The sequence below is a fragment of the uncultured Gimesia sp. genome (assembly GCF_937919775.1).
Classification (GTDB): domain Bacteria; phylum Planctomycetota; class Planctomycetia; order Planctomycetales; family Planctomycetaceae; genus Gimesia.
This window is the reverse complement of sequence record NZ_CALFPF010000140.1, coordinates 1-9,932: the sequence shown is the minus strand read 5'-3', so window position 1 is coordinate 9,932 and position 9,932 is coordinate 1. Positions and strand designations below refer to the sequence as shown.

The 9,932-nt window shown below is 53.5% G+C and carries 6 protein-coding genes; 2 read left to right on the top strand and 4 right to left on the bottom strand.

What is annotated here, in order from left to right:
• Positions 1-445: DUF1571 domain-containing protein (locus Q0294_RS03825; RefSeq protein ID WP_299461095.1), on the top strand; the 445-nt coding region annotated here is incomplete at its 5' end.
• A 54-nt stretch (positions 446-499) separates the two neighbouring features.
• Here the strand turns inward: Q0294_RS03825 and hemQ are convergent.
• Both hemQ and Q0294_RS03815 read right to left on the bottom strand, forming a co-directional pair.
• Positions 500-1,342 carry a hydrogen peroxide-dependent heme synthase gene (gene hemQ, locus Q0294_RS03820; RefSeq protein WP_299461093.1) on the bottom strand — a complete coding sequence of 281 codons (843 nt, stop codon included), beginning with the start codon at positions 1,340-1,342 and terminating at the stop codon, positions 500-502.
• A gap of 166 nt (positions 1,343-1,508) precedes the next feature.
• Positions 1,509-3,623, bottom strand: coding sequence for an acetylxylan esterase (locus Q0294_RS03815; protein WP_299461091.1), 2,115 nt, complete (start codon positions 3,621-3,623; stop codon positions 1,509-1,511).
• A gap of 307 nt (positions 3,624-3,930) precedes the next feature.
• Between Q0294_RS03815 and Q0294_RS03810 the strand changes: the two genes are divergently transcribed.
• Positions 3,931-5,808, top strand: coding sequence for an AAA family ATPase (locus tag Q0294_RS03810; RefSeq protein ID WP_299461089.1), 1,878 nt, complete (start codon positions 3,931-3,933; stop codon positions 5,806-5,808).
• A 65-nt stretch (positions 5,809-5,873) separates the two neighbouring features.
• Here Q0294_RS03810 and Q0294_RS03805 read toward each other — a convergent pair whose 3' ends face one another.
• Both Q0294_RS03805 and galE read right to left on the bottom strand, forming a co-directional pair.
• Positions 5,874-8,723 (bottom strand): DEAD/DEAH box helicase family protein, encoded by a 2,850-nt coding sequence (locus tag Q0294_RS03805; RefSeq protein ID WP_299461087.1) that lies wholly within the window; start codon positions 8,721-8,723, stop codon positions 5,874-5,876.
• Complete coding sequence (gene galE, locus Q0294_RS03800) at positions 8,720-9,751, bottom strand: UDP-glucose 4-epimerase GalE (protein ID WP_299461085.1); 1,032 nt, start codon at positions 9,749-9,751, stop codon at positions 8,720-8,722. Before galE ends, Q0294_RS03805 begins: the two co-directional genes overlap by 4 nt.
• Between the last annotated feature and the right edge of the window lie 181 nt (positions 9,752-9,932).

Sequence of the window (9,932 nt, the reverse complement as noted above, 5' to 3'; positions counted from 1 at the left end):
GACATTGAAGCTGGATCCCTACGGTTCGCTGGCCATGCAGGAATCACGCTATCCGATCACCAAAGCCGGAATTAAAGCGCTGGCGGAAACGATCATCGATTATCGTAAAAAAGATCTCGATGAAAATCTCAACACCGAATGCGTGATGCTGCCCAATCAGAAATATGATGGAAAAGACTGCTACTGTTTCATCGCTCATTTTTCCAACGCGAAAGAATCGGAAACCTATCGCAAATCAGTCATCTATATCGATGAAAAAACCTGTCTGCCGATTTTTGTTCGCGGTTTTGGCTGGCCGCAAGGTGATCTGGCGAGTTCTTCCCCGGAAGAACTGGACGAGCAGACTCTGATCGAATCGTACTCATTCACCGACATCAATATGAAGTCAGAACTGGCTACGAGCGAATTCGATGATTCCAACACCAACTACCGCTTTCGCAGATAAGCGATCGCGTTTATCATAAATTGCCTGAGAAGACAGATCGCCTGTCTCGAACTATCACAGTTTGAGATGGGCGATTGCTTCTTCCGGGGAGACGACATAGCTTAAATAAAACGGTCCGAATTCCGCATACTTGGCCGAAGCTTTATCGAATCGCATGGTGTAGACAATTTCCTTGATTGGCTCGGGAGCGCGACCCCATAAGGTGACCCCCCATTCCCAGTCATCAAAGCCCGTGGATGCGGTAATGACCTGCACGACGCGGCCGGCGAATTTCATTCCGCTCAACCCGTGCTCTGCCATCATGCTGTAGCGATTGCTGAACGGTTCCATGTACCAGTTGGCGCCGGGAACACGCGACTTATTCATCGGATAAAACGTGCAGACTGGAAAGTCGGGAAACTCAGGATAGATTCGTTGCTGATTCATCGCAGGCAGACGGCTTTCATACGCTTTCATCTTGGCCTGAAACGCCGGGCTTTCCGGATCGGTCCCCTCCTGCTTGAGTTTTTCTGCGTAGCGTTCCAGCGTGGGAACGTATTCAGAAATTTCGGTGATCGAAACAAACGAATAAGTGGGAATCAGAGCCGGGCCCAGGCCACAAGCACGGATCGCCTGTTTGATGCTGTCGATCTTGATCGGATCGGGGTCCATAATCAGCACCTGCAGATCGGCTTTATGGCCGGAGACGATTGATGTCTGAATGCGAATCGGGGCATCGGGATGTTTCGGATCCAGCAGCGCGGCGAGTGTTTCACGGCCCTCGGCGCGGGTATTCTGATCGATCTGATTCAGTACGCCTTGATCAACGCGGTAATACAGGTGCAGGCAATGCCAGCCCTCGGTCATGTTCATCGTGGGTTCAGGCTGGGGAGCGGCAGTATGGGGAGGACGATTCACGTCGGGTCACCTTGCTAAAATGGAAAAGGAAAGTCGTTCATCACTCAGAATCAACTATCATATGTAATCTGATGTATGGTTGATCTGAAGCGATTATAGCTGAGAGCGCACGAGGAGCAAACTCTGCAGAGAGAGCCGATTGGAACTCGATTTCGAATTCTCCGGATTATTTCTTGATTTGCAGCTGTTTTTCCTCCCAGCCCATTTTCTGGCTGACCTCTGCAGGATACTTCCACTCCTCTGCTTTCACATGGCTTAAGGTGACCGGACAGCGACTGGCGGCCATGGCGACGGTTTGAGGTAGATCCAGAAACCGCAATACGTTGAGGAGTGCCGGCCCTGTCTGATGGGAATCGGGTAGCCCCCGGAGATCAAGTTCGCTGATCCCCTGCTCAAACAGGGACGCATACAGACACAATACGGCGGAATCGCCGGTTGCCTGCAGCGTTAAAGACGCTTTTTCGAACTCGGGTTGTGCTTTCAATTCTTGAATGGCGCGGCGGACATCCCAGATCTGCATGCCTTCCATTGATTGTCCCAGCAGATAAAACCGGCGTCGGATCTGTGTCTGCTTCGTTTTATCCGGGTTCCATTGACTCAAGCCAACACCCCGTGGTGCCACGAAAGCGATAGCCGATTTTCCAGTGAGAACCTTGTTTCGCATTTGCTGGTAGATCTCGGCTGCATTTTCCTTAATCGAGCCGGGAGAGAACGAGTCCGGAAAAGTGGAAGACAGTGCTGTTGTGATGATGTCCCACTCCTGTTGATCGATCACGTTCAGAGTGACTTGTTCGACGGCTGGGGTCTGACTTTGTTCGGGAAGCAGTACAAACAGTTTCAAAGGAACATGTTTCTGGCTGTCGAACGAAATGGTTTTGAGCGTCAGTCCATCTTTGGTGATCGTTTCGACTTTGGTTTTGGTGGTCGAATCGTTTTTTTCCGGCCAGCCGCCGAACGATTTCTGCAGGAGTTGTTTTTTCCATTGTTCGGTCATTTGATGCCATTGGGCCGTGTCTTCTGGAACTGTGGATTTAGCCTGTTCGACGAATGATTCGTGGATCTTCGCGTTTTTCTGGTCTTCGGGCAGCGTTTTGAAGACTTTGAGCTCTTCGGGGGTATGGAATTTCGTCGCCGCCATTTCGATCAGCGAATCATCGCCTTTGAGGAAATGGTTGAACCAGTGGAACGCATGAATCCGCAGTTCCTGGGTGTCTTTGTGCGGGCCTTCGGTGATCTGTAGACCCAGATTCTGAGGCACGCCATACAGTTCGTAGATCTGCATGGTTTTATTATAAACGTCAACCACGCCATCCAGCGGAAAGATGCTGTCTTTATCGGTATTGGAAATCAATAAGGGACGCGGTGCTACCAACGCGGCGACCTGGGCGTAATCCCACTGATACGTATTGACCATAAACATACAGTCGCAGTGCCCTTCCACGGCGCCATCAATCACGTAATTCTTAAGATTCGTAATGCCGGCAACAGGCACGGCGGCTTTGATGCGTTCATCCAAAGCGGCAATCCACCAGCTGTAAGCCCCGCCGCCGGAGCGGCCGGTGACTCCCAGTTTTTCACCATCCACTTCCGGTCGCGACTGCAGGTAATCCAGCGCACGAATACAGTTCCAGGCTTCGACGCCGGCCGGCGTATAACCGCGCGACAGCCACCACCACATCCCTTCACGATAGGTGCCGTGATGCAGGCCTTCGATTTCACCCAACTGCAGAGTGTCAATCGTCAGGCAGACATAACCGTTACGCGCAAACCATTCGCCATGATGCTGGTAATGTACCTTGTTGCCGTAGATGATGCCGTTTTTCTTGACGCCTCCATGACCGCAGACATACAGAATTGCGGGGATTTTTCCTTCCTGTTTGATCGGGCGGTACAGGTTGCCTGTCACATACAGGCCGGGGCGCGACTGAAATGTGATATTTTCCACGATGAAGCCGTCACTGGTAATGCTGTTTGTGATGACCGGTTTGAGATCGGTTTTAGGCGGTAAGGGAGACAGCCCCAGCATTTCGAACAACTGCTTGCGGTACGTCCCCCGCTTCTTTTCCCAGGTCTCCAGATCTTTGATGTCCTTCAGACTGCGGTTAGCCAGCCGCATGGTGTGATCGCGAAAATAGTCACTCAATTGCTGGTCAGCGGCGGTGGTCCCGATGACCTTGCGACGGTCTTTGACCGGATCGGCTGCTTGGGATGAACCAGGCTGGAAGAAAAGTCCGATCAAAGTCAACGCGATCAAAAGCCGGTGGTGTCGTTTCTGAGTCATCGTAAATCCTGTTGTATGCAGAGGCGGGATACGGAGGAGAGTGTTTCATTAACAATGCTAAGAATTGTATCAGGTCGCATGACCGCTGTCAGCTAAATGCGTAGAAATCTGCGGGTCAGCAGCGCCGTTTCTGATTCTGTCTGGTTCTGAATCTGAAGGAAAACATCTGTTTTTACTAAGAAATCAGCTCAGTCCGGCGAACCCCCGGCAGAGAGAGCCCGTCATCAGGGTATTGTTTTTCTCTGTTTCAGCGAGTTGGTTTTCTGTGCTGCAGCAGGGAGAGGAACCCCCCTTCAGGAAACCGGAAATGTGGAGAACACAAATGTCAAAACAGGCAAAAAGTCTGCAGGCCGTTCTCAATCAATGGCTGGAACGCGATTTGACTGCGGAAGCGCAGGCGGGGAAATTAGCGCCGGTCTTTCTGTTGGATGAACTGGTCTGCGATGTCGTAGAGGTTCTGAACGCTGGCCGGTTTCCGATTCTGTACGGCGGTTCGGGCGTGGGGAAGTCTTCGGTGATTTACAAACTCGTCGCGCTCAGCGAGGCGGGGGAAGGTCCAGCGGCTTTTGAAAACGCGCGTGTTGTGAAATTATCGTTCCGGCGAGCCATGGCATGTCTGAAAAAAGAAAACCAGTTGCGCGGTGAATTTCAAAATCTGCTGGATGCGCTGCTGGCGGCGGATGAAAATATCATTCCTTTCTTCTGTGATATGGAAGTCATGAATGATTATAATCTGCAGCCCCTGTTCCAGGCATTTGCCTATCAGACGGAGCGTCCGTTGCTGGCGGAAGGAAATCGCGTCAGTGTGGAAGCGATGTTTGAGAACTACCCTGAGCTGGAGAGCCATTTTGTGGCTTTGAAGGTAGATGAACCGGATCTGTCAACAGCGCGAAAGATCGTCAGTCTGTGGTCGGAGAATCAGTACCAGACAGAAGGCATTCAGTTTACGGAGTCGGCGCAGGAAGAGGCGTTATTGCTGACGCATCGTTTCCTGTCTCGATTGAATATGCCGCGTAAGGTGCTGGATCTGTTGAATCAGGTGAAAGTCGTACGCGATGATGAGAACACGGTCACCGAGACCGATGTCATCACGCGGTTTCACCAGGTGCATAAGGTTCCTCTGTCACTGATCGACCCTGATCTGCCGTTGGATCTGAAAAAAGTGCATCATCAGTTTGCATCGGTTGTGCTGGGACAGAATCCGGCCGTCGAAGCTGTGGTGCGGATGATCGGCATTACTAAAGCCGGTCTGAGTGATGTGCGGCGTCCGCTGGGGGCGTTTCTGTTTGCCGGTCCGACCGGCGTCGGTAAAACGCACATCGCGCAGAAGCTGTCGCAGTATCTGCTCGGGCGACCGGACAGTATGGTGCGGCTGAATATGGCCGATTACCAGTCTGACGGTGCAGCGGGAACGTTGTTTGGAGATCCGGATGAGTACAGTCTGCAAAAGCGACAGGGCCTGCTGACACAGCGTCTGCAGGGGCAGTCGTTCACGGTGCTGCTGCTGGATGAGTTCGAAAAGTGTTCTCCGCTGGTGCTGGACCGGTTTATGCAGTTGATCGATGAAGGCTGTTTCATTAATGGAACGGGCGAATCGGTTTCCTGCCGTTCGACGGTGATCATCGCGACGACCAATGCGGGGGCAGAACTGTATCGGAGAAACATGATCGGTTTCGCCGAAGGGTTTTCCTCGAAGCAGGAAGTCGAACAGGCGGTTCATCGCCGTCTGGTGGAATGGTTTCGGTTTGAGTTTTTGAATCGCTTTGATGAGATTGTGTACTTTCACTCGCTGAATGCGAACGACATTCGGGCGATTGCCGCGTGTGAACTGAATCTGCTGCAGGAGCGTATCGGCTTGAAACGAAACCGGTTGAAGATCCAGCCGGATCGGGTGATGCTCGACTGGCTGGCAGCGAAAGGTTATGACCCTTATTTCGGGGCACGTTTTTTACGACGTACGATTGAACGTTTTGTGACGCCGGTCATCTCGGATGTCATCAATTCGCAGTCGCCGAAAAAAGGGACGACGTTGCATTTAACCTTTGAAAAGCAGCAGGTTGTGGTCCGTTTTGAAAAACAGCGCGGCTGTTTAACCAGTCATGCTGAGACGGCCACTGTTTCCGGTGATCAGATTGCCGACAAGTCAATCTCGCATCGGAAAGAACGCACGGCAACCGCTGTCTGAAATGAGTGAGAACCGGCGGGGCAGGCAATCATGTTTGCCCCGCCTTTTTTTCGGCAGAGAACCGTTTACTGGAACGTTTCTTTCATGTGGATTTTGCTGTGGGGAACGAGTCCGTCATGCGCGGCCTGTTCCAGCAGTTGCGCGCCTTCTCCCCGATAGGCAAACAGCGCTTCACCGGGACTGACGTGTTGATTCCAGTGCGTTTCAAAAATCTCGACCAGCTGTTTGTTGCGCGCCAGGATTGCCGGAACGGCGTGCAGCATGGCCAGTTCCTGATCCTGTTTGCGGAAAAATCTTCCCAGCAGATCGGGCAGGAGTCTGGAAATCCAGGTGTCTTTGATCTGACGGACGTGCCGCGGGATGACGTAACGTGCGCCCTGCAGGGGCCCGAACACCTGATGCACGGCTTCCAGAAACAGGGCGCATTCTTCTTCCGCTGCCAGATCCAGAAAAACGCGAACATAATTTCCCGAACGTGAGCCGATCTGGAGTTTTGAATCAGCAGGCAAAAGTTCCGCCGCCTGCAGTGACTCAAGCACGGCACGACTGATGGCCTGCGTTAATGATTGTGCTGACCAGGGGGAACGCAGACCACTGAAGGGCGGGAAGCCCCACCCTGCTCCGGTTTTGCCCGCGGGGAGAATTTCGATGGTTTTTACGGGCAGCCCCTGATAGGGTTCGCCAATTTTCCAGAGTGCACGGGAGGCCGGACGCAACGCGGCCCGCGAGAGCATATCGCTGTTCAGCAGTTGGATCGAACCTTCCAGCCCCTCCGGTTTCATCTCGGTAAACGCGGCATGTACGTGGCCAACCCCTTTTTCGATCATGCCGTCGTCAGTCACGCCGAACAGGGTTTTGTGTTTTTTGATGAAGCGCTCGTAATCGTCGAGCCCTTTCGTGAACTCAGGCGCGATGCAGACGACGTCCCAGTTGTTGGCCACTTTTTCCGGGACTTCGGGATCGAGGCGGAACGAGCGACCTCTGAGTTGATTCACGCTCATTGATGTTGTGACGATGGTCAGATCGATCAGTACATTGATTTTGTTCGCATCCCAACCTTCGCCCAGCAGCCCCCGGGTTCCCACCAGACAGCGCGTGACGCCGGCCTGAAACAGGTCGGTAATCATTTCGACATAAATACGCGGCGACCACTGGCTGCCGCTGCCGTTCAGCATGTAAAAGCCTTCAAAGGGTTCGCGGCTTAACTTCACCTCGATCTGTCGATCCTGCAGCCATTGTTCCGCGTTTGTCTGCAGCAGTTCGCCGATATCATCGTCGACCAGCACACTGGAGCCGGTCAGCAGCACCGGATTGAGACGCTCTGTTTCCGGGTGGTTCAGCAGTTCTTTAAACGCGGCAATCGCGCCGCCGGCTTCTTCATCCAGCAGATGATTCACCTCGGCGGAGGTGGCTGAGGTTTTTTCGAAGTCGGCGATGACCACCGCGCGAATGGTGTCCTGCAGAGTTTCCATTTCCGCCTGCAGAATCGGGAGCAGCGATTTGACTTTATTGCGGGAGTACGCGATCACGCGTCCGACGGGAGAAGCACAAGGCTGACAGCCGGTCTCGGTAATCTGCATTCCCAGCAGTCGCAGGTGATCGATCACCCGTTCGGCCAGACGTTGATCCTCCTGTGACGGCGAACGTCGCAGGCGATGCCGGATGTAACGATCCAGCACCGGCCCCCAGTAAGTGAGTCGCGGGATTTCCTCGTCCATAAGATCAATTGAAACCGGTGGCACATGGGCCGGCAGTTCCCAGTCACACTCCTGCAGGAACAGACGGGCGGCATCGGCGAGTGCAGGATCGCGGCGTTCAAACGTGGTCCAGTCATCTACCTTGCCGGAAGGGAGTTCCAGATTCTGTAAGGAATTGTACAGCCAGTCCTGCAGCGGTTCGACTCGGGCTACCGGCGGAAGCGCAGCGGGTGCGTCTGCTGTGGCGGTCTGTAATACCGGCGCGGGTTCGTGAGCCGTGCAAAGTGTTTCGACAATCTGATGCAGTTGATCGTCGGTGTTGGCGATATAAGTCAGTTCGTCGGCGGTGGGACGGACAAAATAGGCCAGGTCCTGATAAGGGGCTAAATAACCGTCTTTCACCACAGCCGGAATCGGAACTTCGTAATTGATCGGGCCGAAGAATTCGTGATACCGGTCGACATCTTCCTGCCGTTTCCCTTTTTCATCGGGCGGTGTGGCGGTCAGACCGATGATCACCGGCTGTTCGAGAAACTCATGCGCATCCGCGAGTACCCTGCCCCAGTGCCCCATCAGATGATGGCATTCATCGAAAATGATCAGGCCGATGCCCAGAGACTTGAATGACTCCAGAGTTCGCTTCGACGAAGCGTGCAGCATGTCCAGCGCGTTTCCATTCAGGATCGATTCATCGCGGACCGTTTTCCGGTACGACCGCATCCGTTTTTCGTAGTAGTCGGGGTTGTGCGTTTTGAGGTCGCTGATCCAGGTCATCGCTTCGGCGGGATCTTGTGCCTGTTCTTTATAAATCAGCAGATCCACCCAATACTGGATCGCTTCGAGTTCCAGATCCTCATCCCCCTGGCGAGGCAGTGTGACCGCCTGATAAGTCAGCGAGGTGAGTAACGCACGGCTGTCTGTAGCCGTGGATACCAGATTTTCTATCGGACTGTCGGCCGGACCGTCGAATTGAAACAGATCCGTGCGCGCCGCCCACTGAGACTGAATGGCCGAATTCGGCGACAGTACGAGTGCGGGACGTTTAATATGATGCGCCCACAGATACAGCCCCAGCACCGTTTTACCGGAACCGGGAGGTGCGACGATGTGCAGTCGTTTCTGACCGGCGGCCAACTGCTGCTCGACAACAGAAATCGCTTCTGCCTGTGAAGGACGCAGTTGTCCCTGGAAGCGCAGTTCAGGAAAGTCAGTGCTCACGAGTGATCCTTCGGTTCATTTCCGGTGTGGGAGCCGGTTTTGTGTTCGTATCCGTGCGGGTGTGTTTGAAACCAGTTCCAGGCACTCCGGATGATCTCTTCCAGCGACGTATAACGGGGCGACCAGCCCAGTTCGCGACTGATTTTTTCGTTCGAAGCGGCCAGCACCGGCGGATCGCCGGGTCGGCGGGGATGGTACTCAATTGGGATTTCGCAGCCGGTCACGCGCTCTGCGGTTTTGATAACTTCCAGCACGGAATAGCCGTGGCCGAGACCGATGTTGTAAAAGCGTTGCGCCTCAGGCGTGAGTGCGTCTAAGGCCAGCAGATGCGCCGCACAGATATCGTCGACATGAATATAATCGCGAATGCAGGTGCCGTCTGCGGTCGGATAATCATTGCCCAGAATCGTCATCTGTGATTGTTGTCCGAGGGCCGTCTTCAGGCAGTTCGGAATCAGATGCGTTTCCGGATTGTGATCTTCGCCGAGCGCGCCGTCGTGCGTACAGCCGGCGACGTTAAAATACCGCAGGCCGATAAAACCGAAGTTGGGATAACTGTGGGCGCAGTCGATCAACATCTGTTCGATGAACAGTTTTGACCAGCCGTACGGATTGATGGGAGTCTGCGGGCTGTCTTCCGTGACGGGAATGCTGGCAGGAATACCATACGTGGCACAGGACGAACTGAACACGATCTGGCTGACCCGCGACTGTCGCATCGCACGCAACAGCGAGATCGTGCCTGCCGTATTGTTGGAATAATAAGGGAGCGGATTCTCGACCGATTCGCCGACATACGCCAGCGCGGCAAAGTGGATGACTTTTTCAATCCGCTGCGATTTCATGATATCGGTCAGCTGTTCTGTGTCGAGCAGGTCGATCTGAAAAAACGAAGCCTGCGGAGGGACGGCCTCGCGATGGCCGCGCGACAGGTTGTCGATTACACATACTTTCTGCCCCGCCGCAATGAGCTGCCGGACGCAATGTGAGCCGATGTAACCTGCGCCTCCTGTCACGAGTATGGTCATGGGGTTTCCCGGATAAGTACATAAATAGATTTTGATTGATGATTTACCTCAATTAAAAAGTGCAAAGTTTCTGGCTGGTATCGGAGCGTTTTTTTGATTTTTATGCGGGGCCAATTGAGAGTCCCTGTAGTTACTGGATAAGACTGCATCTTGAGTTGTTAATCAGATTCTTATGAAATCC